The sequence below is a fragment of the Alicyclobacillus tolerans genome, assembly GCF_900142255.1.
GTDB classification, from domain to species: Bacteria; Bacillota; Bacilli; order Alicyclobacillales; family Alicyclobacillaceae; genus Alicyclobacillus_I; species Alicyclobacillus_I tolerans.
Genome location: NZ_FRAF01000013.1, coordinates 1 through 22,420 on the forward strand (window position 1 = coordinate 1; position 22,420 = coordinate 22,420).

Below are 22,420 nucleotides of genomic sequence, written 5' to 3' on the forward strand. Positions count from 1 at the left end.
GTCCAAGAGTTTCCGGACTCACTGTCCAAGACTTTTCGGAACGACTGTCCACGACTTTCCGGATTCAGTGTCCAAAAGCCCCGGAATATGCAGTTTGTACTATGGGAGACAATGACTTCCATTTTTATCAATACAGTGCTGTTTATTTCCATTGTTTCTGTAATTTTAGCACTTCTACCGGGATGGAAAAATATTCATAAAATAGATACAGATACTATTGATAGTTTATCTATACAAAGAATTTTCAGTCTTGATATGGAAGAAGCGAGTCAAGTAATTTTAGGTCAAAATGAACTACTGCTTAGTTTAGATAATGGCTCAGTCGTTCGATATAGATTAAATGATAAAAACGAGCTGATTAGAATTAGCAACTATGGTGGTGTTGAGGTTGTTGCGCTTGGATTACGGAGCTTTACAGCAGAAATCGAAGGTAACAAAATTATTCTGGGATATAGCTTCGACTGTCAAAATCACCATCTTGAATTTCTTGATTGGAATAAAATATTTAATCAGAAATAATTCCAAATCAACTCATTGCTTCATGGGGTTCAATTCATTTATTGTCATGTTATTTTGTTTTCTTGCATCGGTACTTTCTGCTGGAATGGTTTCAAGTGCACTTTTTATCATCAAGAGGAATCAGATGTTTATGAATACTTTTGCTGTTGAGACAGAAGCTCATCTATTAACAAACAAAATTCTTCAAGATATACGTGCAGGAGATACTCGTTTTCCAACTGAATTTGAAGTTGGGAAGTATAATTTTCAGATTCGAGTTATCAAAGGAAATTCTACTCAAATCATAACCATGGTTAGGTCTCCTTTTGCCAATACTGCGGTAGGAGTAGTGTATAATCAAAATGGGTATGTACAGCCTTTGCCGTATTCATGCAGTTGGCAAGAAAATTGTTAAAAGGGAGTTCACGTCGTGAGTACATTGCCTATCGCATTGGTGGGGATGATGGGGTCTGGAAAATCTACAATTGCCAAAAAAATTTCATATAAACTGAATGTTCCTTTTCAAGATTTGGATGATCTTATTACTTCCGAAATTGGCTGCTCCATTCAAGTTTTTTTTCAGAAATATGGTGAAAGAACTTTTCGACAGATTGAAGCCAGGTTATTTCAACAAATTTCCAAACAAACTGACTCTCCATTGATTTTGGCAACAGGCGGGGGGGTCATAATTGATGAAGAAAATCGAAAATATCTTAAACGAAATTGGTGGAGTGTGTATCTACAGACTTCTCCATACATTCTCGTCAAACGTTTAAAAAAAGAAGTAGATTCTCGGCCTCTATTAAATGAAAATATCCATGATACGTTAGAACAAAAAATACATGACATTTTAGAAACTAGACACCCCTTGTATTTAGAAGTGGCCTCCTTTATAGTGGATACCTCTTCTCTGAGTGTAGAAGAGGTTTGTTCGTCAATAGTTGCTGAATATCAAACTTAAGGGAGATTTTGGGTATGAGCGGGTTTAAATCTTTTGGTGATTCTGTCCCTGAAAAATGGAAAAAAGCTTCCAAACAAAAGGGAAAAACTCTGAATGTAAATTTGATTAGAAAACATATTCCAGAATTGGATAATTGGGCGTTGACAGACCAAGAGATCATTCATGAATCCATTATTTTATTGGAGCATATTAAACAACAAAAGATTTGTCAGAACTGTACAGGATACACTCAATGTCAGAAGGAAGGAGATATGAAAGGTTTTATACACAAATTACGTCGCTATGGAGGACAAATTGTTTCTGTTGCTGAAAGATGTGAACCCTATCAAGAGCATGAAAAAGCTCGAATTGTTCAAGAATGGAGTTCAATCATAGGCATCCATATTCAAGACAAAGAATACACTTTGGATAATTTTCCTTTGGATCAAAAAAATCGATACTTAAAATTATTCCAATATTGTATTCGTTTTGCTAATGAGTATCATGTGAAAAATTCTTATCTTCAGGGAGTATATGTTTTTGGTTCTCCTGGTGTAGGTAAAACACACTTGGTGTTGGGTGTATTTAATCGATTGCAAGAGCGCGGAATACCTTGTCTTTTCTTAAGATCAGACTCTATTTTTGATAGAATGCGTCATCTCATCTCTGAAGATAAAGATCTCGAGCCGTTTATAGAGGCTTGTTGTAATGTGCCTGTTTTAGCTATTGATGAATTTGCTCAAGAAAGAGCTAATGATTTTACTATGGAAAAACTGTTTAGAATTATAAATTATAGATTTCATGCCAAACTGCCTACTTGGTTTACTTCTAATTTTTCTCCCCCAGACATTTATAAGCGTGGTGGAGCCGATATACAGGAGTCTGTAGCTGCTTTGAGAAGCAGAATCTTACAAATGTCTCGCTTGGCTAAAATAGAAGGAGAAGACTATCGCCAAAAGAATTTGAAATCATTAACATAATCTTAAGATGATGGGAGACCTATGAGTGCCATTTGTTCAATTATAATATCTATTGTTGGATAATACAGTTCGCTTAAGGATTTCAATTTTCTTTCATGTTCTATCTTAATTGAATCTAGTTTTTCTAAATCGGCATCTTCTAGTAAACTGTTATAATATAAATTGATATGTGCTTGTTCTTGTTCAAGGCGTGCAAGAGATTTTTCCGCCCAATCAGTTGGTTGTTGTTTGACTAGAAATTCTAAGTAAGTTTGCAGTGCTTGAAATCCATCGATTAACGACATACGCAATCGATAAAGTAATTTTTGTGGGCTTATAGGGTTCATTTCAATATGACGAATCTTGTTATAAAATTCATCTACAATTTGACCATTTTCTAGGCAAATTGCTACAGACCACAATTTTTGTTCCGACATATCACAACGAAATGTGAACATTCCATTCATCATTAACCAGGGAATTAAGATTTTGCTCCCTGACAAATTTTTGGGTGCAACAATAGCAAATGCTCCTCTTTTTTTAACACTGGCCAAAATTTTATCTAATAAAAAAGAACCGTAATCCACTAATTGTGCTTTAGGTGCCTGGTACATCCATCGTTCTGCAGGGCTTATAGAAAGTGAGGCTATTTTTTCGTCGTGTTCGACCTTCATGCGTTGATTTTCTTTTTCTAAAGTAGGTTGATCAAAGGCCATACGCAGAACTGTTGGTTCTGGTTTTTGGCCAGTTGTTTCTATCCACATCCAATAAAAAGGTCTAGGATTCAACTCTTTGTCTACATCAGTAGGTAATTGTACCTCTCGATAGGAATCTTTTTTTAAGAGTGTTGTTGCATGGACAGCTTGAAAATAACGGTCGACAAAATCTAAACGTATTTTTGCATTTTTTAGGTCTTGTAAAGAGGCAACCACTATTTTCAACTCTCTTTCGTTGGGATACTTGAATTCATAAGCTGAAGTTGCTCTTGCATCTCTCTGTCATTTTGGGAAGTCATTGCAATTTCTAATAATTTTTTCTCCCACTGAGGATTTTTACTTAAAATGGTATCTGTTTGCCCAATTACAGTTTGAAACATATGAATCTTCTCATGCAATAATTTAACGATGTGTTCTTCTAAGGTGCCATAAGTTGTGAGATGATGAATATAGCAGGGTTTTGTTTGTCCAAGTCTATGAATGCGGCCGATCCTTTGTTCTAAACGCATTGGATTCCATGGCAAATCGAGATTAATCATATAGTTGCAAAATTGCAGATTTATCCCTTCTCCTCCTGTTTCTGTTGCAACTAAAATTTGCGCACGATGCTCAAATAGGTCCTGCATCCAATCTTTTTTGCTTTTTTTGAAACCCCCGCGAAACGAAACTGCAGGAATTCCTTCTTTTTTAAGACGATAGAGCAAATAATCCTGTGTTGCTCGGTATTCTGTAAAAATGACGCATTTACTATTTTGCATGGTACGCAAAAGACTAAGCACCTTTTCAGCTTTGGTATAGGTTTGAATACGACCACCTAATTCCAGAAGATGCATGGCCTCTTCTTGGCTCATGAAAGTATTTGAGCGTTTCATCATTTTTTCAATCGATATCATGGCAGCGTAGGGAGAACTGCAAATTTCTCTTAATAAAGTTAGAATTGGCAAAGTTGAAATATGTTTTTCTGTCCTGTACTGGTATTCTCTTTTCATATAATCTTGTACAGCTTGATAAAAGTCTCGTTCTTGAGGATTTAAATCCAACGACCAGATTTTTACATGACGTGGAGGGAGTTGTGTATTTCCGTCCTCTCTACGGTTTCTAATCATCACTTCTTTGACTGAATTTTTTAATTCAGCGGGATTCTTGGCAATTCTCTTTTGACTTACATGTTGTTTGAAAAAATCTTCTTTTTTTCCTAATTGTCCAGGACGAAGCAAAGTGATGAGAGCATGCAGTTCATCCAATTGGTTTTGAATAGGTGTTGCAGTGAGCAGAAGCATGTATTTCGAAGTAATACGGTTAATAGTATCCCAATTTTTAGTTTTTTTATTTTTTAATTTATGAGCCTCATCAATGATAATCATGTCCCATGTTTCTGCGAGAATTAGGCTACGATGAGGTTCTCGCTTTGCGGTATCAAGAGAGGCTACGATAATATCTGCCTGCCAGTCATCTACTCTACGTTGAGCTACGGCTTGAATTCTGAATTTTTCAGCCAGTTCTCTCGTCCATTGAAGAACTAGTGAAGTCGGCACGAGAAGAAGAACTTTTTTTGCCAATCCTCGTAACAAATATTCTTTTAAGATGAGTCCAGCTTCTATTGTTTTTCCAAGTCCTACTTCATCAGCCAAGATGGCTCGTCCACGCAGTTCAGACACGACACGTTGTGCTGTTTTAAGTTGATGAGGAAGTGGTTGAAACCCAAACGTATGGTCAATCGCTAATAGTTTTTCAAAGGCAGGGACTAGGGAATTTTGTGTGGCTTCATAAGCCAGTTGAAAAATGTCCCATGAACGACTTTCAATATTGCCAAGAGCAGAGGTTTGTATGTATGCTGTAAACGCGTCAAATTTCTCTTTGTTCTTCCATGCCAATTGATATTTGTTAGACGAACATGCAGACGTTTCTACGGGTTTCTGAGAAGCGTTAAACATACATTGCCTCCTGATAGGTAATGGCCAAGTATGGTCTTATGGTGTGCTAAAACTTGGATCTTCATGCATGTTCAATCGAGAGAAGTATAGGGTTTTTTATTGGATTTGGAGGTGGTAACTTGTCGTTAAAAAAAACGCCCTTATATCCGCTGTATTCTCAACTTGGTGCTCGTACCATTGAGTTTGGTGGATGGGACATGCCTGTGCAATTCGTTGGTATTCTGGATGAGCATGAAGCTGTTCGGAATAAAGCTGGATTATTTGATGTATCCCATATGGGAGAATTTGAAGTTGTGGGACCAGATGCACGAGCTGCCATTCAATATTGGGTCACCAATGATATTTCTAATTTGTCAACAGGTCATGCAATCTATACTCCTATGGTTTATCCGGATGGTGGAACTGTCGATGATTTGCTTGTCTACTGCTTAGGAGAGAACAAATTTTGGCTGGTTGTTAATGCTGGAAACCGCGAGAAAGATTTTTCATGGATCGAGCAGAATAAACAATCCTTTCAAGTTGAAATTCGTGATATTTCTGATCAGATTGCTTTACTTGCCTTACAAGGACCAGCTTCACATGATATTTTGGCTCATTTCAACAGTGAACTGATTCACCTTAAACCTTTTGAATTTGTAGAAACGAATTTAGGTGGTTTTCCCTGTCTGGTATCAGCTACAGGATATACTGGCGAACTTGGTTTTGAAATTTATGTTCAGGAAAACTATGCTACAAGCCTTTTTGCGGAAATTCTGAAAATTGGCCAACCTTACGGACTTATACCGGCAGGTTTAGGTGCGCGAGATACATTGCGATTAGAAGCTCGCTTGCCACTTTACGGACATGAGTTAAGTCAGGATATAACCCCTATAGAAGCTGGATTAAAAGCTTTTGTTAAATTTGATAAGGGCGACTTTATTGGTAAGGAAGCTTTGTATAAACAATGGGAAAGCGGTCTGAGTAGAAAAATTGTTGGATTGCGGATGATTGGCCGTGGAATACCGAGACAAGGTTACTCTGTTTATGCTAAGGATAGTCAGGAAGTGATTGGTTTTCTTACTTCAGGAACACAATCACCTACATTAAAAACGCCTATTGGTTTAGCCATGCTTGATATGGCATACACAGCTATCGGGACACAGGTTGAGGTGGAAATTCGCGGACGTAAAGTTCTCGCTGAGGTTATTAAAACGCCTTTTTATCGTCGACCGTCGACACAGACTAGCGTAAAGTGAGGTTGTCTATTTTGGAAAAAACATTCAGTTATCTTCCGCATACTGTGGAAGATAAAAGAAAGATGTTAGATTTTTTAAACTTACAAAGTACTGACGATTTATTTAATGATATACCTCGCGAAATTTTACTGAATCGATCGTTAGATCTACCAGATGCGATGTCGGAACTTTCCTTAGAACGTCATATGTCACGATTGGCTGGTAAAAATCAAGATACCAGTAAATTGGTCTCGTTTCTTGGGGCAGGCAGTTATGAACATTATATTCCGAGCGTTGTAGACAGTTTGGTAAGTCGTTCTGAGTTTTACACTTCTTACACACCTTATCAACCAGAAATAAGCCAAGGAATGTTGCAGGCTATTTTCGAGTACCAAACCATGGTTTCTGAAATTATGGGAACTGAAATTGCGAATGCCTCCATGTATGATGGTCCGACAGCTTTGGCGGAAACTGGAATTGTAGCGTGTTCCCATACTCGTCGAAATCGACTTCTTGTAGCTCGTTCGGTGAATCCAGAATATCGAAAAGTACTTGCAACATATGCGGCCGGACAATCTATTGAAATTGTTGAAATTCCTGAAAATCAGGGAAATATCCAAATAGAGACTTTGAAAAATTTGCTTGACTCGTCAGTTGCGGGGGTCATATTACAATATCCCAACTATTTTGGCACGTTGGATGACATTCGTTCGATTGCTGAAATGGCACACTCTCAAGAAGCATTGTTGATTGTAGTGACCTATCCTATAGCGATGGGGTTATTGACTCCGCCAGGTCAACTTGGTGCAGATATGGTGATCGCAGAAGGGCAATCACTGGGCAATGCGATGCAATATGGTGGACCTTATTTGGGGATTTTAACGGCTCGCAAAGATTTGATGAGAAAGCTGCCAGGAAGAATGGTGGGCCAGACCAAAGACACAGACGGTAGAAGAGGCTTTGTGTTGACATTGCAGGCGCGTGAGCAACACATTCGACGTGATAAAGCATCAAGTAACATTTGTTCTAATCAAGCTCTAAACGCTTTGGCCGCTACAATTTATCTCTCCTATATGGGACCGCAAGGGTTGCGAGACGTGGCTTACCAATGTCATCAAAAAGCAGCTTATTTGCGAAGTCGTTTAAAGAGTTTGTCAGGTGTTGAGGTATTGACCGGTGAAAAGTTCTTCCACGAATTTGTCATTCGATTGAACCGATCAGCTGACGAAGTGGAAAAGGCAATGTTAGAAAAAGGGTTCCTTCCTGGGGTTAGGCTTGAAAATGAATATGAAGATATGAAAAATTGTTGGCTCATTGCTGTTACAGAAATGCGCACAAAAGATGAATTAGATGGATATATCAGCGCGTTGCAGGAGGTACTTGACTGATGGAATACAAAAATGAACAAATCCCGCTTATTTTTGAACTTGGTCAAGCGGGAAGAAAGGCTTATACGCTACCTGAGTTAGATGTTCCAATTACTGAGGATGATGCGCTGGTCGATTGTATTCGTCAGCATCCGCCGCGCCTGCCTGAATTAAGTGAAGTTGATGTGGTTCGACATTTTACAGCTTTATCCAAACGAAATCATGGGGTTGATTCGGGCTTTTATCCATTGGGTTCTTGTACAATGAAATATAATCCGAAGCGCAATGAACGATATGCGCGTTTTCCAGGTTTTTCCCAGATTCACCCTTTTCAGCCTGCTTCAACAGTCCAAGGAGCATTGCAACTAATGTATGAACTTCAACACGATCTCGCTGAAATTACCGGAATGGATAGTGTATCGTTGCAACCGGCAGCAGGGGCTCAAGGTGAATGGACGGGGCTCATGATGATTAAGGCTTATCATGAATCTCGTGGTGAGAAGCGAGATAAAGTCATTGTTCCTGATTCTTCACACGGGACCAATCCTGCCTCTGTTACTATGGCAGGTCTGAAGACCATTACAATTCCATCCAATGATGATGGAAGTGTCAATTTAGAAATTTTACGTGAAGTTGTGGGTAGTGATACAGCAGCTTTAATGTTGACCAATCCAAGTACACTCGGTCTCTTTGAAACCCAAATTTTAGAAATCTCTAAAATTGTTCATGATGCAGGTGGACTTCTCTATTACGACGGAGCAAATATGAATGCTATTTTAGGCTATGCCCGTCCTGGGGATATGGGATTTGACGTAGTGCATCTCAACCTTCATAAAACCTTCTCTACGCCACATGGCGGAGGTGGACCAGGTGCTGGACCGGTAGGGGTTAAGAAAAAACTGGAGCCCTATTTACCTAAGCCGGTTCTTGAAAAAAACGAAGAAAATGGGGATTATTTCTGGAATTGGGAGAGGCCTGAATCGATTGGTAAAGTCAAAGGCTTCTACGGTAATTTTGGCATTCTTGTTAGAGCTTATGCTTATATCCGAACGATGGGCCCTGATGGATTAAAAAAAGTTTCAGAATCTGCAGTGCTCTCAGCCAATTACCTGCTTAAGCGGTTGTCTGAAGCTTATGAAGTGCCCTTTCAACAAACTTGCAAACATGAATTTGTACTGTCAGGTTCCAAGCAGAAAGAGCATGGTGTCAGAACACTTGATATTGCTAAACGTATTCTTGATTTCGGTATGCACCCACCAACCATATATTTCCCACTCATTGTAGACGAGTGTCTGATGATCGAACCAACGGAAACCGAATCCTTAGAAACGCTTGATGATTTTGCCAATGTTCTCTTACAAATTGCAAAAGAAGCAGAAGAAAATCCTGAATTGGTCAAGCATGCTCCCTATACTACAGTAGTGAGTCGACTGGATGAAGTCACCGCCGCACGCAATCCTATTTTGCGGTATGAATTTACGGCATCTACAGAAGGTAGAGAATCATTGCTATGATCAGATCGCTAACCATTACCAGATGAATTATTATTCTGCCGCCATGATCTGGCGGCAGAACTCATCAAGGGTTTGGAAATTCTTCATTCAATACATATTCAGCAGTTGTGTTCATATTTAAAATATTCCAGTTTCCATTCGATCCTGAAATGCGTGAAATGCTGGTATTCAGAATGTATGGAAGATCTTTTGCTCCTAGACTTTCCAATACCATACGTATGGCTCCGCCATGGGTAACAAACCAGATGATCGATTCATCAGGAAATTGTTTAGCTATGGCATCTATAGCTTGAAAAAGTCTCTCTTGCAGTTGTTGGTCTGTTTCTTCATCAGGTACTCCCTGTGGAAATCGATTTGGAATTTCGTCAAAAGGGATACCTTCAGCTGAGCCTTTACATCTTTCGCGCAGACGTTCATCTACTTGAACAGGCAATCCGTGCGGTTCAGCCAATATTTCGGCAGTTCGTTTTGCTCTTTGCAAATCACTGCTGTAAATCGCTTTAGGTGAGATAGATTTAAGATAGTCTGCTAATTTTTCAGCTTGCTTTAAGCCATTTTCATTTAAGGGAATGTCGGCCCAACCTTGTACACGTTGGTGAATGTTCCAATCAGTTTCTCCATGGCGAATCAACCAGATTTCCATGCAATGACTCCTTTATGATTTTGTTTTTTGTCATCTTCAAAGCACTGTTCTGAGAATTTGTGTTCAAGTAGTTTCAGTATATCAGTTGATTGTGCTACAATATCAGCGATTTTGTCGACGACAGATTGATACGGATTGAAGGTGATTTCGCGATGCATCCACAGGTCTTGTTATTGAATGGACCTAATTTAAATCGACTCGGACAAAGAGAACCGCATATTTATGGTACAACTACCTTGTCTGATGTGGAAAATCGCGTTCGAGCCATAGTAGAGCGCCACGGGCTACATTTGGTTTCAAAGCAGTCTAATCATGAAGGCGATCTGGTCGATATACTCCAAGAAGAAGCGCCAGACTCTGTTGGTGCTATTATCAATCCTGGAGCTTTGGCTCATTACGGATATGCATTGCGAGATGCCGTGGTCGACGCTGCAATTCCGGTCATTGAGGTGCACATTTCCAATGTCCACAAGAGGGAGCCGTTTCGACACCATCTGGTATTGGCAGATGTAGTCGTTGGACAAATTGTGGGTCTTGGCATTCAGGGGTATCTCTTGGCTGCAGAATTTCTCTGCGCCGAGTGGTCTCGCAAGTCAGCGTCCAAATCATTTTAAATGAGTCCATTTCGATTTTATAGAACGGAGGAACAATGAATGATTTCAAGTAATGATTTTCGTCCTGGCACGACTATTGAATACGATGGAGATATTTATCGAGTCATAGAATTTTTGCACGTTAAGCCTGGTAAAGGTGCAGCGTTTGTTCGAACTAAGCTGAAAAATGTCAAGACTGGCGCTGTGAAAGAACAGACCTTCCGGGCTGGTGAGAAAGTGCCGCGTGCCCGAATTGAAACACGCGAAATGCAGTATTTATACAATGACGGTGACTTGTATACGTTTATGGATACGGAATCATACGAGCAAATTACAATTCCTAAGTCACAGTTAGAATATGAGTTAAACTTTTTGAAAGAAAATATGAATTGCTATGTTGTTCTGCATGAAGGGCAATCCATCGGTATCGACCTGCCTAATACTGTGGAACTGGAAGTTGTGGAAACAGAACCTGGCATTCGTGGCGATACAGCTACGGGTGGTAGTAAGCCGGCCAAAATGGAGACAGGCTATGTATTACAGGTTCCCTTCTTCATTAATCAGGGTGACAAGTTAATCATTGATACACGTTCTGGACAATACGTATCCCGCGCTTAAATTCCCCCTTCAATGTTCAATCTTTGTTTGGTATGACACAAGGTACCCATGATGGTTGCATGGGTTACCTTGATGTTTTACCAATAGTCATCCATTCGCTTTTCTCTTGATTAAGCTGAATACGAGCATCATGCATAATAAAAAAATAATTAAAAATACAACAATCCACCGAACGAGTACGGATACCTCCAAGGTATGTCCTCCTTTCCTGAAGGTCTCACGCTCTTTCTATACAATGCAAATTGAAAAGAGATTGTGCCGGATTTAGAGCTGTCAGTCATAGCTGCCTAGACGTGTCCATATATATGGACACATCAGGGAGGCTGTCTTTGTGAATGCAGGTAATTCTTCCGAAAAAGTAGTGGATTGTCTCAATGTTTTGCGTATCCTGTGTCCACCGCCACTCTATCAACTTTTCTGTCAGATTCCTGAGACGGTGCTTCAACAGTTAGAAGAAGTACGCTTTCGTCAACATGCCCCCTTGCAACTTTGCCTAGCTCAAGAAGACTGTTTTCTGAACGAGCGTGGAAAGGTTGTGAAAGATTGGCGAGAGGGATTGGTGGTTTCGGAAGATTGGTTACAACGTATGGTTCAGTCGGCTACCCAGTCATCCCTGTACGCTATGGAAGAAGACATCAAAAGAGGATTTTTGACGTTGCCTGGGGGACATCGCCTAGGAATTGCAGGTCGGGCTGTGCTATCGGAAACAGGTTCACTTCGCTCCATTCGTAACATTACTTCATTGGCGCTGCGTATTGCTAAAAGTCACATTGGAGCAAGCCGTGTATTGGCTCCGTATATTTCAATATCCAAACACAGGGTCCCTAGCTTGCTTCTTATCTCACCACCGCAGTGTGGCAAAACAACATTGCTTCGAGATTTGGCTCGTGCCTGTTCGCAAGGAGAATATCAACTTCCTGCTCAAAAAGTTGTCGTGGTGGATGAACGTTCAGAATTAGCAGGAATCGTCGAAGGGATGCGTACGTTCGATCTCGGTCCACGGACAGATGTATTAGATGGCTGTCCAAAAGCTGAGGGAATGATGCTTGCCATTCGTTCACTTTCACCTCAAGTACTGGTGACTGATGAAATTGGTCGTATGGAAGATGGTCAAGCGATTCTAGAAGCTGCCTACGCTGGAGTTACTGTCTTTGCTACCGCCCATGCTGCTTCATTGGAAGAGTGGCGAATGCGTCCAAGTATGCGTCCGCTATTTGAGCAGCAAGCATTTTCCCGCTATGCAGTCATTAGTCGTCGTCGTGGTCCAGGTACTCTGGAAGCCGTCTACGATGCAAACGGAAAAACGCTCATCGTACCACGCTGAACCTAGGGGGTGGTGCAGATAGGAATCCAGATGATTGGTTCTATTTTGACACTGACAGCCACCTCGGGTATTGGCTTTAGTGTAGCGCGTTCCTATCGTGATCGACCTAAGCAAATCGCGCTCTTGGCGCAGGGATTGCGTCTGTTGCGTCAAGAAGTTGAATTTGCTCAAGTACCTTTGCCTTTGGCGTTGTCACATGTTGCTGATTTGCTGCCCAAACCTGTTAATCTTCTTTTTCGGCAAATGGCAACCAATTTAGAGGAACAGAAGAATGCTGGCGAGGCCATCGATGAGGCTATTGTCAGTTTCGAGAAAAAACTGGCCATGCAAAAAGAGGATTATGAACCTCTGCGGACACTTGGGGCAGTGGTAGCCACAGCCCATCGCACTCACCTTGCCAGAGAATTGGACACAGCACTGATTCGCTTGCAATCGCTCGAAGAGATAGCAGAAACAGATCGGCGAAAAAACGAAAAAGTTTGGCAATATTTGGGCGTTTTGGTTGGGGTAATGATTGTCATCATGATGTCCTAATTTTTGTAACGGCAAATCGGGAGAGGGGTAGTGGGATGTCCCCTGAAATGAGAGCAGTATTTCAAATATTTGGTGTTGGCTTTGTGGTCGCTTTGATGAATACGATTTTGCGCCATGCAGATAAAGAGGAATTTGCGCAATGGACCACTTTGGCTGGTGTGGTAGCCGTACTTGTGGTGGTTGTGGGATATGTCGATCATCTCTATCAGGAAATTACTCGTGTTTTTTTGAACACCCAGTAGGTGGTGCGAACGCGTGCACATCATGCAACTAGTCGGATTTGGGCTCTCAGCTACCATTCTAGCCACTGTGCTGCGTTCTTACGCTCCGCAGTTTGCCATGCTCGTAGCCCTTTTAGCGGGCATTTTGCTGTTTACGAGCGTGATTCAGAATATCTCGGTTGTCCTTGATATGCTACGTGGGTTGTCGAGTAGTGCGCATATCGATTCTGGTTTTTTTTCAACGGTTTTAAAAATTATTGGCATCGCTTATATCGTGGAGTTTGCTGGACAAGTTGCTCGAGACGCTGGAGAAGGTGCATTGGCTAGTAAAATTGAATTGGCTGGGAAAATAAGTATTGTCATTTTGGCTATCCCAATCGTCAATGATGTAGTTCAGTCGCTCATGCACCTGTTGCCACAGTGAACTATCCCAACCTCCCATCTCTATCGCATCCAGCTTGCCAGGCGAGGAGGTATTGTCCATGTCAGTGTCTTCTCTACGCCGAATATCACTGCTTGGCCTTTCTATCCTCATCTGTATTGGGTTGCAGGCTTTAGGTTACAAGGTCATGGCCGATCCGCTTACAGAGACTGCAGCGCAAACTATTCATCAAGCAGCTCTTGCCCAAATAGATAAATTGCCTACGGATAGTCTGGATCAATTTTGGCGGAATCTGATGAGCCAATATAACGGATATCTTCCTGATATCCAGGGAACATCGTTGCTTCGAGCTGTGTTTGACGGTGGATTTCATCCCAGCCATTTGCTGGCGGGACTGTCGAAATATTTCTTGGATGCTGTGCTCGATCACGCTCGACTGGTGGGTGGAATTCTTATTTTGGCGGTACTCGCTTCAGTATTAGAAACAATGCAGACAGCGTTTGAGCAGAAAGCGGTCAGCCAAATTGCCTATGCAGTGATTTTTTTGGTGCTTCTTGTCCTCGCCATCGGTTCATTTACTGAAGCAGTGGGTACAGCCAAACACGCGATTGAAACGATGGACCATTTCATGCTTGCAACTATTCCTTTGGCAGTAGCGTTGCTTGCAGCATCAGGTTCAGTAGCCACGGCTGCCTTTTTCCAGCCTATGATGCTTTTTGTTGTTCATTTGATAACGAATGTTGTTTTTTTTCTTATTTTTCCACTTATTTTCTTCAGCGCGATTCTGGATGTAACAAGTTCGTTGTCCACTCGTTATTCATTAACGCGATTAGCCGCTCTTCTACGTATGACTGGGTTAGCTATGCTCAGCCTTTGTATGACGACGTTTCTCGGGGTTGTGACGGTTCGTGGCATTGGCAAAGGGATTGTGGACGGCGTCACGCTACGAGCTGTGAAGTATTCGGTCGGGACTTTTGTTCCAGTTATTGGTAAAGCAGTGGCGGATGCCTCGGAAACCGTTCTTAGTGCCTCGCTTTTAGTCAAAAATGCTGTAGGAATGACAGGACTTTTACTGATCGCTTTGATTGCGATTTTCCCCGCACTCAAATTGCTTGCTATGGCTTTTATCTATAGCGGTAGTGCGGCCTTAATGCAACCGCTTGGCGAATCAGCTATTTTAGATTGTCTTGCGACATTGGCGAAGTCGTTGTTGCTTGTATTTGGATGTGTACTTGCAGTAGCCCTGATGTTCTTTTTGGCGATTTGTATCTTACTGGCATCAGCCAATGTGGCGGTGATGATGGCGTGACACTGCTTGGAGCCTGGCTGCGCAGTCTGGTTTCTATAGTTTTGTTGGCTGTTTTTACAGAACTTTTGTTACCAGAAGGATCCATGCATCGATATGTGCGCATGGTTTTCGGCTTGGCGATTATTGCTGCCATGCTGCAGCCGATAGTGCCTATGTTGCAGGGCCACTGGAGTCAGGATTTTGAACGCTCAGCCATTCGGTTATTGAGCGGATCGGATTCATCTTCAGAAAATACCGCGTGGACAACTCTGCAGACCCATGAAGTGAAAAATGAACTCTCTACACAGACTGAGGAAGATGCCAATCAACTTTTAGCTGGTGAATTACATCAAGCTATCCAATCTCATTTTCAAATAGATGATTTGCAAGTCGGGATCAGTGGGGCTACTGGTGGTCAACCGACGGTCAATATTGTTGGTTGGCCTCCTTCAATTTCTAAATCTGCCTTGAAAGCTTTTATTATCCATTGGATGGGTCAGCCGAATGTAACAATTCATTTTGCGGATTGAAGGAGCGGGGGAGAACATATGGATTTCAAGCCCATTCAAAATCAAAAGATTTTGCTGGCTATTGGTGCGTTGGGAGCTCTGCTGCTTGTGATGGGTAACTTTTGGCATCATCAGTCCAGCAACGCTGCGAATGCAACCGGGACAGCCGCTCAGTCAGCGAATGTAACGCAAAATCCACTACAACCAACTTCTTCGCAAAATAACAATCTGTTTACTGAAGAGCAACAGCTCGACAGTACTTTAACGAATATTTTGGGGCAAATTTCCGGGGTCTATGGTGTTCATGTCATGGTGAACCTTCAAGCTTCCGATCAAGTCCAGTTTGCAGAGAATACTCAATCCAGTTCTTCAACAACGCATCAAGGGCAAAATGTCACGAGTACGCAAACCAAAAACGACCAGATTTTTACCACCCATAATAGCGATGGTTCGGAGACACCTGTTGAAGTGACGGAAAGTGCGCCTCAGGTTGAAGGTGTATTAGTTACCGTAGCAGCACAAGATTTTATTCTAGCAAAATCAGAAATCATTAACGCAATTACGAATGTGTTGGACGTGCCTGCATATAAGATAAGTGTGGAGCCTCAAAAGCTTGGCTAGTGATAAAATTGGGAGGTATGAATGAATGGTAAAAAGACAGACAGTATGGCTGTCCACAATGATGGTCCTATCCCTGATGTTGATTGGCTACTACACGATGAATAATCCAACAGAAACAACGAATGCCTCATCTCCTTCAGTGACAACTACTGTAGGAACACCTGATAGTGCAAGTTCATCCACCAGTCCTTCTCTCAATGCAAGCAGCAGTCAAAGCACTTCTGAGTCTAGCGTTGATTTCTTTGTGGCAACCCAGACCCAAGTAGATAAAAACATGTCTGAGACGTTGGACAATCTTCGCTCAGTCATAGCCAACAGCAACGCCTCTACAGAACAAATCGGATCTGCCGAAGACCAAATCAAACAGTTAATGGACCTAAAAGGACAGATGGCCAACGCGGTTGATGCCGTCGAAGGTGCAGGTTATAAAGAGTGTGTAGTGGTACCCGATGCAAATGATAAGTTTACCGTCTATGTATCAGCCAAGAAACTTTCTGCTGACGATGCGGTGCAAGTGATGAATCTGGTTGCTCAGCAACTTGGAGTGCCAATGACCAATATCATTGTGACTCCGCATGCGTAATCAGTTATTATGCAGTTATCTATCGTTCCAGTGGGTCAGAAAATTCCCGGAGTCATGGTTCCGGGAATTTTTTCTGTGCACAGGATTTAATATAGTCTTTCGCTAGTTGATGAGTCTGATAACAACCTTGTGCTATACTAGGAAAAGTGCACAATGAGGGATGAAGGAGTGAACGTTTGGGTGTTAAAAATTGGTGAAATCCGCGAGTTGATTCGACTCTTGGATGAGACAAGCATTCATGAACTTAAAATTGAAACAGATACAATGAAAGTGTTGATGAAGAAAGCGGATGCAACGACGGTAGCAGTTCCTGCAAGTGTAGAGAATAGTTCTACGCGATCGACCGTTGTATACGCAGAACCTAAAACACCAGAAAGCCAGCCAGTACCATCTGCTCCAGTTCCAGTTTCTCAATCAGATACCAAACCAACGCAAGAGAATGCTGGTGAACAGGAGGGTCATTTCATTCGTTCGCCAATGGTAGGTACTTTTTATAGAGCACCTGCGCCCGAATCTCCACCGTTTGTTGAAAAAGGGAGTAAGGTAGATCCTAAAACGGTTGTTTGTATTGTTGAAGCGATGAAACTCATGAATGAAATTGAAGCGGATGTAAAAGGTGAAATTATTGAAATATTAGCTGAGAATGGACAACTTGTAGAATATGGGCAACCACTCTTTCGAGTACGTCTAGTCTAAGGGGTGGCGTGATGTTTAAGCGAGTGTTGATAGCCAATCGTGGAGAAATTGCAGTGCGCATCATCCGTGCATGTCAGGAATTGGGGATCGAGACAGTAGCCGTCTATTCTGAGGCTGATCGCAATGCAATGCATGTGATGCTCGCTGATGAAGCTTATTGCATTGGACCTGCACCTTCAAAATCGAGCTATTTACATATACCCAGTCTGATTTCTGTCGCTACATTGACGGGTGTCGACGCTATTCACCCGGGTTATGGATTTCTTTCTGAGAATAGCGATTTTGCCGAAGCTTGTGAGGCGTGTGGAATAACTTTTATAGGGCCAAGCGCGTCTGCTATCGAAGCGATGGGAGACAAATCGATTGCCAAAACGACCATGAAACGTGCTGGCGTACCCACTGTTCCGGGGAGCGACGGATTGATTCAAAGTGAAGAAGAAGCCATTGAGATTGCTAGACAAATTGGCTATCCAGTCATTATTAAAGCAACGGCTGGTGGTGGCGGTAAAGGAATTCGCATTGTAAAAGATGAAGCTTCTTTACGCCAAGCCGTGCTCACATCGCAGCGTGAAGCGGAAGCCAACTTTGGCAATGGTGGTATTTACCTGGAAAAGTATATAGAACGGATGCGTCATGTGGAAATTCAAATTATGGCGGATCGACATGGGAATGTCATTCATTTGGGTGAACGAGATTGTTCTGTGCAGCGCCGGTTGCAAAAATTGGTAGAAGAAGCACCTTGTCCCGTACTTACAGAAGAGAAACGAGAAGCGATGGGGAAAGCTGCTGTAGCGGCTGCTAAAGCGGTTCAATATGTAGGTGCTGGTACCATAGAATTTATTTATGCCGACAATGGTGAATTCTATTTCATGGAAATGAACACGCGGATTCAAGTAGAGCACCCTGTTACAGAATGGGTTACAGGGGTCGATCTCGTTCGTGAAATGATTTTGGCGGCAGCAGGAGAGCCGCTGAGTGTCAAACAAGAAGACATTCAATTAAAAGGTCATGCGATTGAATGTCGGATTAACGCAGAAGATGCATATCGTAATTTTATGCCTTCTCCTGGAACGATAACAGAGTACTGGCCGCCTGGTAGTATTGGTGTTCGAGTTGACAGTGCGGTGTATCCGGGGTATACGGTACCCCCTAATTATGATTCAATGATTGCTAAACTGATTGTCTGGGCGCCTACTCGTGAACAAGCGATTATGCGTATGCGAAGAGCTCTTTCGGAATATCGCATTGAAGGTATCAAGACGACTTTACCTTTCCATGCAGCACTTATGGAAAATGAAAAATTTGTGCAAGGTGATGTAACCACAAGGTTTTTGGAAGAAAACGACATTCTTCCGAAACCGATGGATTGAAGAAAGATGACAATCTCTCTTTTCCGCATTCATCATCATAATGGGTAATAGGGTTGAAAATCCTGCTTTTCAATGATGAGTGACTTCGGTAGAATGGGCATAAGTTATATGAGGCTCGTCATACAATCTAGGCGAACTGACGAAGGGGGAGTGGCGAGAATGCAAGATATGAGTTATTCAGCGTCAGAACTTGGGAAAATTCAAATTGCGGATGAGGTATTGCAGATTATAGCTGGATTGGCAGCGAGTGAAGTTCCGGGTGTTGCAGGCATGAGCGGCTCGTTTGCAGGTGGATTGACGGAGTCGTTGCTTGGTCGGAAAAATTTGAGTAAAGGTGTAAAAGTACAGTTTTTACAGGAAGATAGAGCATGTGCTATAGACGTTTCGGTTGCGCTACAATTTGGAGTTAGTATTCCAGATGTAAGCTATCAAGTTCAGGAGCGGGTTAAGCAAGCGGTAGAAAGTATGACGGGCTTACAAGTAGAGTCAGTGCACGTCCATGTTGTGGGTGTGGTTTTCCCGAACGATAAAGAACGCGAAGGGGAAAACGCGGCGACAAATGAGAAACGTGCTTTGCGTAGCATGTAATTCAGTCATGCGGCTCAACGGGGGGATACTGTGAGTATTTTGGATAGAATCTTGCTGGTATTATTGTCGATCGGTTCGGCATTGGCAGCAATCGCCATCGGTGTATATGTCTTAGGATATGGTATGGGAGCAAACGGTTGGTTTTCGTTGGCCACTTTGTACCCGGCGGATATCTATATCATTGTTGCCGCAGTTCTCCTCTTGTTGCTTGCCATACGCTTTTTATTCTACAAGACTCTTCATACGACGCAAGAATATCTTGAATTGTCTGGTCAGCATGGGATTATTCGCATATCTTATGAAACTATTGAACAGTTGGCCAATCGGACGGGCAAATCTATCCGTGGCGTGCAAGAGTTTGAAACACGTGTGCGTCAAACAGGAGATGGCGTAGCGCTTTTTACACGCGTTAAAGCGTTGCCAGACACAGAATTGCAGACACTGTCCGAACAAATTCAGTTGGCAGTCAAAGAGTATGTAGAGCGTATAGCGGGCGTCCATGTTGCCAATGTAGGAGTTAACGTTGTCCATATTGCTGGACAAGGTGTCAAAGGTGCGAAAGCGTGGGTGGAGTGAGCCATGCCCGTATGGAAACAGTGGCTAATTAAAATTTGGACAATGCAGCGTAGATGGCTAGGTTTTTGGGCTGGCTGTCTATTGTGGTTTCTTTGGATGATTTTTGGTTTTTGGTCTATGATACTGTTGCTCGTGTTAGCAGCGTTAGGTTTTGCGGTGGGGCGTATTCTGGAAGAGCGGCAATCATGGAGGAAGATTTTAGATAAGCTACTATCGGATCGTTATATGGAGTGAAGACGTTGACTAGACATGAAGCGCGAGTCATTGCTTTACAGTCTTTGTATCAAATTGAAATTGGCCAGGCGCAAACCATGCAGGCAATAGCTTATGCGGTTGGCGAGACAAAAGTGTCAGATGAAGAAATGCAATTTATTCAACAATTAGTGTTTGGGGTCGTCAATCATCAACAAGAGTTGGACGAGTTGTTGGTGCGCTCCTTGGAAAATTGGTCTCTAGACCGAGTGGGTAAGGTTGAATTATGTATTCTTCGTCTCTCAGGATACGAATTGGTGTTTGACAATACTACAGAAGTTCGCATTGTCATCAATGAGGCGGTCGAACTGGGAAAAGAATTTGGTGCAGAAAACTCCGGTAAGTTTATTAACGGTGTGTTGGCAAAACTCGTACCAGCTGCCGAGGCGATGCGCAGTTGAACGAAGCTTGGTACCTTGGGATTGACACGAGTAACTATACAACTTCCATATTGGCTCTGTCCGAAGCGGGTGAAATTTTAGCGGAAAGTCGCAAGATTCTTCCAGTGGAATCGGGCAAGGTAGGTCTGCGCCAAAGTGAGGCGCATTTTCATCATCTGCAGCAATTTCCTACTTTATTTCAGCATCTTACCTATCAACTCAGTTCATCAGTGTCTCTTTCGGCATGTCGTGGTATTGGTGTTTCTATACGACCGCGTCCATTGGCTGTCTCTTATATGCCGGTTTTTCAAGCGGGCTGGTCGATTGCCTGCACTCTAGCTGCTGCTTGGGGGAATCTTCCGATTGTTAGAACTTCCCATCAAGAGAATCATCTTGCCGCAGCTGAGTATTTTATTTCTAGAAAATCTAATGACTCGCCTTATATTGCCGTACATTTATCTGGTGGGACATCAGATGTTCTTCTGGTCAAAAAAAATCGATTTGGCTACCGGATTGAAACTCTGGGGGAAGGTGCAGATTTGCATGCAGGGCAATATGTCGATCGCGTTGGCACAGCTATGGGTCTACCTTTTCCCGCTGGCCCTCATATAGAAGCGCTGGCTAAGTCTTCTACTTGGTCGAGTGAAAACTCTCTTTTTTCTATACCCTCTTCTGTTCGTGGATCAAGTATGAGTTTTTCTGGTCCGTGTGCGGCAGCTTTGCGAGCTCTTGACAACGGTGTGGAGACAGGGATAGTAGCACGTGCTGTCGAATTGTCGATAGCCAATGCGGTCATTAAAGCAGTCAGTCACGGCATACAACTTCATCCTGAAGTGGAAGAGGTTGTTATAGCGGGAGGGGTTGCTGCCAATCAAACCATTCGACAGCGTATCGAGTATCGTCTTAACAAACAGTTTAAAAACTTTCATGTGTATTATGCGCCTGTATCGTATAGCTCTGATAACGCACTTGGTACAGCAATGATTGCCAGGAATTTTATACAAAAGAGATAATCCGTCTTTCCAACATATTTATAAAGACCTGTATTGGATGCGTGGAGGGAATCGAATGAATCATTCACTGGAAGGAAATCAAGAAATTACGGATATTCTGATTGTAGGTGGCGGCCCAACCGGTTTGTTTGCAGCCTTTTACTGTGGCATGAGGGAGGCTACCTGCAAAATTATCGATAGTTTGCCGGAACTGGGGGGTCAATTAGCCACTCTTTATCCTGAAAAATATATCTATGATGTTCCCGGTTTTCCAAAAGTATTGGCCAGAGATCTTGTTAATCAATTAAAAGAACAAGCGTTACAATTTCAACCGGGTATCCATTTGGATGAACGAGTAGAAGATTTAACAAAAAATGAAGATGGTGTCTTTGAACTTAAAACGAATAAAACTGTGCACCTGGGTAAAGCTGTTATTCTTTGCGCAGGCATAGGTGCATTTACACCGCGTCCGTTACCCGGTGAACGGGCGCAAGCGTTTGAAGGGAAAGGTGTGTATTATTACATCGATCACCTGGAACGATTCCGTGAGCAAACTGTACTGGTAGTTGGCGGTGGAGACACAGCGCTCGATTTTGCTCTCATGCTGGAAGGCGTAGCGAAAAAAGTCTATTTAATTCATCGACGTGGAGAATTTCGTGCCCACGAAGAGAGTGTCAAACAGTTACAGGCATCTGGAATAGAAGTGATGACTTTTTGTGAACTGTCTGCTCTCTATGGATTGGAACGTCTGGAACGTGTTGATGTTGTGAATAATCAATCCAAAGAGATTTATCAATTAGAAGTCGATGCTGTAGTCAGTGGTTTGGGATTTTCTGCATCATTGGGACCTATTGCCAATTGGGGATTGGACATTGAAAAGAACGAGATCAGAGTAAATACAAAAATGGAGACGAATATACCCGGTGTTTACGCGGCTGGCGATATTGTTACTTACCCAGGTAAAGTCAAGTTGATTGCCACCGGATTTGGCGAGGCGCCAACAGCGGTCAACAATGCTAAGACTTATATTGATCCAAAATCCAAACTAAGCCCGGGACACAGCAGTAATCGTAAAGAATAGTGTTTCTCTGGTTTGAAAGGTGGCTCT

28 protein-coding genes are annotated in these 22,420 nt (G+C 42.4%); 25 read left to right on the forward strand and 3 right to left on the reverse strand.

From position 1 onward, the window contains the following. The 4 genes from BUA75_RS08415 to zapE form a co-directional block, all read left to right on the forward strand. A partial coding sequence (locus BUA75_RS08415; protein WP_207549733.1) for a hypothetical protein occupies positions 1-519 on the forward strand: 519 nt, incomplete at its 5' end. Between the two features lie 46 nt (positions 520-565). Continuing rightward, on the forward strand, positions 566-913 hold the full coding sequence (locus tag BUA75_RS08420) for a hypothetical protein (RefSeq protein WP_129583578.1): 348 nt from the start codon (positions 566-568) through the stop codon (positions 911-913). Positions 914-928: 15 nt separating this feature from the next. Continuing rightward, positions 929-1,459 carry a shikimate kinase gene (locus BUA75_RS08425; RefSeq protein WP_083574220.1) on the forward strand — a complete coding sequence of 177 codons (531 nt, stop codon included), beginning with the start codon at positions 929-931 and terminating at the stop codon, positions 1,457-1,459. 14 nt (positions 1,460-1,473) lie between these two features. Further along, complete coding sequence (zapE, locus tag BUA75_RS08430) at positions 1,474-2,418, forward strand: AFG1/ZapE family ATPase (protein ID WP_083574221.1); 945 nt, start codon at positions 1,474-1,476, stop codon at positions 2,416-2,418. 2 nt (positions 2,419-2,420) lie between these two features. Here zapE and BUA75_RS08435 read toward each other — a convergent pair whose 3' ends face one another. Together BUA75_RS08435 and BUA75_RS08440 are read right to left on the reverse strand one after the other, a co-directional pair. Beyond that, positions 2,421-3,329 carry a YqhG family protein gene (locus tag BUA75_RS08435; RefSeq protein ID WP_072874170.1) on the reverse strand — a complete coding sequence of 303 codons (909 nt, stop codon included), beginning with the start codon at positions 3,327-3,329 and terminating at the stop codon, positions 2,421-2,423. A 5-nt stretch (positions 3,330-3,334) separates the two neighbouring features. Next, positions 3,335-4,987, reverse strand: coding sequence for a DEAD/DEAH box helicase (locus BUA75_RS08440; RefSeq protein WP_242650281.1), 1,653 nt, complete (start codon positions 4,985-4,987; stop codon positions 3,335-3,337). A 179-nt stretch (positions 4,988-5,166) separates the two neighbouring features. On the opposite strand from BUA75_RS08440, the gene gcvT reads away from it, so the two are divergent. The 3 genes from gcvT to gcvPB are packed head-to-tail and all read left to right on the forward strand — an operon-like array spanning position 5,167 to position 9,142. Continuing rightward, positions 5,167-6,282: a glycine cleavage system aminomethyltransferase GcvT gene (gcvT, locus tag BUA75_RS08445; protein ID WP_072874171.1), complete on the forward strand. Its 1,116-nt coding sequence runs from the start codon at positions 5,167-5,169 to the stop codon at positions 6,280-6,282. An 11-nt stretch (positions 6,283-6,293) separates the two neighbouring features. Then, complete coding sequence (gene gcvPA / locus BUA75_RS08450; protein WP_129583579.1) at positions 6,294-7,649, forward strand: aminomethyl-transferring glycine dehydrogenase subunit GcvPA; 1,356 nt, start codon at positions 6,294-6,296, stop codon at positions 7,647-7,649. Further along, positions 7,649-9,142 (forward strand): aminomethyl-transferring glycine dehydrogenase subunit GcvPB, encoded by a 1,494-nt coding sequence (gene gcvPB, locus BUA75_RS08455; protein WP_072874172.1) that lies wholly within the window; start codon positions 7,649-7,651, stop codon positions 9,140-9,142. Before gcvPA ends, gcvPB begins: the two co-directional genes overlap by 1 nt. Before the next feature lie 64 nt (positions 9,143-9,206). Here gcvPB and BUA75_RS08460 read toward each other — a convergent pair whose 3' ends face one another. Next, a complete protein-coding gene (locus BUA75_RS08460) occupies positions 9,207-9,785 on the reverse strand; it encodes a histidine phosphatase family protein (RefSeq protein ID WP_072874173.1) in 579 nt (192 codons plus the stop codon). 152 nt (positions 9,786-9,937) lie between these two features. Between BUA75_RS08460 and aroQ the strand changes: the two genes are divergently transcribed. The 18 genes from aroQ to BUA75_RS08550 all read left to right on the forward strand — a co-directional run bounded on the left by aroQ (position 9,938) and on the right by BUA75_RS08550 (position 22,393). Beyond that, positions 9,938-10,399 carry a type II 3-dehydroquinate dehydratase gene (gene aroQ / locus BUA75_RS08465; RefSeq protein ID WP_072874174.1) on the forward strand — a complete coding sequence of 154 codons (462 nt, stop codon included), beginning with the start codon at positions 9,938-9,940 and terminating at the stop codon, positions 10,397-10,399. Positions 10,400-10,438: 39 nt separating this feature from the next. Further along, complete coding sequence (gene efp, locus BUA75_RS08470; protein WP_072874175.1) at positions 10,439-10,996, forward strand: elongation factor P; 558 nt, start codon at positions 10,439-10,441, stop codon at positions 10,994-10,996. Positions 10,997-11,327: 331 nt separating this feature from the next. Then, positions 11,328-12,320, forward strand: coding sequence for a stage III sporulation protein AA (spoIIIAA, locus tag BUA75_RS08475; RefSeq protein ID WP_083574224.1), 993 nt, complete (start codon positions 11,328-11,330; stop codon positions 12,318-12,320). Between the two features lie 12 nt (positions 12,321-12,332). Beyond that, positions 12,333-12,854, forward strand: a complete 522-nt coding sequence (spoIIIAB, locus tag BUA75_RS08480; protein WP_129583580.1) for a stage III sporulation protein SpoIIIAB — start codon at positions 12,333-12,335, stop codon at positions 12,852-12,854. A gap of 47 nt (positions 12,855-12,901) precedes the next feature. Then, positions 12,902-13,096, forward strand: coding sequence for a stage III sporulation protein AC (spoIIIAC, locus tag BUA75_RS08485; RefSeq protein ID WP_238413689.1), 195 nt, complete (start codon positions 12,902-12,904; stop codon positions 13,094-13,096). Between the two features lie 22 nt (positions 13,097-13,118). Further along, a complete protein-coding gene (gene spoIIIAD, locus BUA75_RS08490) occupies positions 13,119-13,499 on the forward strand; it encodes a stage III sporulation protein AD (RefSeq protein WP_306954537.1) in 381 nt (126 codons plus the stop codon). 58 nt (positions 13,500-13,557) lie between these two features. Next, positions 13,558-14,766: a stage III sporulation protein AE gene (spoIIIAE, locus tag BUA75_RS08495; RefSeq protein WP_072874179.1), complete on the forward strand. Its 1,209-nt coding sequence runs from the start codon at positions 13,558-13,560 to the stop codon at positions 14,764-14,766. Beyond that, positions 14,763-15,275 carry a stage III sporulation protein AF gene (gene spoIIIAF / locus BUA75_RS08500; RefSeq protein WP_072874180.1) on the forward strand — a complete coding sequence of 171 codons (513 nt, stop codon included), beginning with the start codon at positions 14,763-14,765 and terminating at the stop codon, positions 15,273-15,275. The genes spoIIIAE and spoIIIAF overlap by 4 nt, the downstream gene beginning before the upstream one ends. A gap of 18 nt (positions 15,276-15,293) precedes the next feature. Then, on the forward strand, positions 15,294-15,875 hold the full coding sequence (locus tag BUA75_RS08505) for a SpoIIIAG-related protein (RefSeq protein WP_072874181.1): 582 nt from the start codon (positions 15,294-15,296) through the stop codon (positions 15,873-15,875). A gap of 25 nt (positions 15,876-15,900) precedes the next feature. Further along, the gene (locus BUA75_RS08510) at positions 15,901-16,458 is read left to right on the forward strand and encodes a SpoIIIAH-like family protein (protein WP_072874182.1); all 558 of its coding nucleotides are present in this window, start codon (positions 15,901-15,903) and stop codon (positions 16,456-16,458) included. 168 nt (positions 16,459-16,626) lie between these two features. Continuing rightward, positions 16,627-17,154, forward strand: a complete 528-nt coding sequence (accB, locus tag BUA75_RS08515) for an acetyl-CoA carboxylase biotin carboxyl carrier protein (protein WP_238413690.1) — start codon at positions 16,627-16,629, stop codon at positions 17,152-17,154. 8 nt (positions 17,155-17,162) lie between these two features. Then, a complete protein-coding gene (gene accC / locus BUA75_RS08520) occupies positions 17,163-18,524 on the forward strand; it encodes an acetyl-CoA carboxylase biotin carboxylase subunit (RefSeq protein ID WP_072874184.1) in 1,362 nt (453 codons plus the stop codon). A gap of 159 nt (positions 18,525-18,683) precedes the next feature. Next, positions 18,684-19,112: an Asp23/Gls24 family envelope stress response protein gene (locus BUA75_RS08525; RefSeq protein ID WP_072874185.1), complete on the forward strand. Its 429-nt coding sequence runs from the start codon at positions 18,684-18,686 to the stop codon at positions 19,110-19,112. A 30-nt stretch (positions 19,113-19,142) separates the two neighbouring features. Next, a complete protein-coding gene (amaP, locus tag BUA75_RS08530) occupies positions 19,143-19,688 on the forward strand; it encodes an alkaline shock response membrane anchor protein AmaP (protein WP_072874186.1) in 546 nt (181 codons plus the stop codon). Between the two features lie 3 nt (positions 19,689-19,691). After that, positions 19,692-19,922: a DUF2273 domain-containing protein gene (locus tag BUA75_RS08535; RefSeq protein WP_072874187.1), complete on the forward strand. Its 231-nt coding sequence runs from the start codon at positions 19,692-19,694 to the stop codon at positions 19,920-19,922. 5 nt (positions 19,923-19,927) lie between these two features. Further along, the gene (gene nusB, locus BUA75_RS08540; RefSeq protein WP_072874188.1) at positions 19,928-20,341 is read left to right on the forward strand and encodes a transcription antitermination factor NusB; all 414 of its coding nucleotides are present in this window, start codon (positions 19,928-19,930) and stop codon (positions 20,339-20,341) included. Beyond that, positions 20,338-21,333: a Kae1-like domain-containing protein gene (locus tag BUA75_RS08545; protein ID WP_072874189.1), complete on the forward strand. Its 996-nt coding sequence runs from the start codon at positions 20,338-20,340 to the stop codon at positions 21,331-21,333. Before nusB ends, BUA75_RS08545 begins: the two co-directional genes overlap by 4 nt. A 55-nt stretch (positions 21,334-21,388) precedes the next feature. Continuing rightward, positions 21,389-22,393 (forward strand): NAD(P)/FAD-dependent oxidoreductase, encoded by a 1,005-nt coding sequence (locus BUA75_RS08550; RefSeq protein ID WP_072874190.1) that lies wholly within the window; start codon positions 21,389-21,391, stop codon positions 22,391-22,393. Positions 22,394-22,420 lie beyond the last annotated feature (27 nt).